1 protein-coding gene is annotated in these 254 nt (G+C 67.3%); it reads right to left on the reverse strand.

The window, feature by feature from the left end; translation table 11 throughout:
• Positions 1–227 (reverse strand): oxygenase MpaB family protein (locus ACLJNW_RS26770; RefSeq protein ID WP_410961590.1); only part of this gene is annotated, 227 nt, incomplete at its 3' end.
• Positions 228–254 lie beyond the last annotated feature (27 nt).

Raw genomic sequence — 254 nt, forward strand, 5'->3', positions numbered from 1 at the left:
GAGTGGTCCCACACCCCCGCCAGGGCCAGCGGATGGAGCATCTGCAGGAGCAGCGCGCCGATGCCGCCGATCATCATGCTGCTGAAGTCGCCGTGGACCTTCCAGCAGGCGGCATCGGGGCCGAACAGGCCCGGATCGCCTTTCGGCGACTCGATGTCGACACCGCCGACGGCGTGCCCGGTAAGGCTCAGCACCTGGCTTTCGATATGGCGACGGACGCTTTCCATGGGGGGCTCGCTACGACAGGGCAGTCT

This window comes from Salmonella sp. SAL4457 (genome assembly GCF_046548235.1).
Taxonomy (GTDB): domain Bacteria; phylum Pseudomonadota; class Gammaproteobacteria; order Enterobacterales; family Enterobacteriaceae; genus Salmonella; species Salmonella enterica.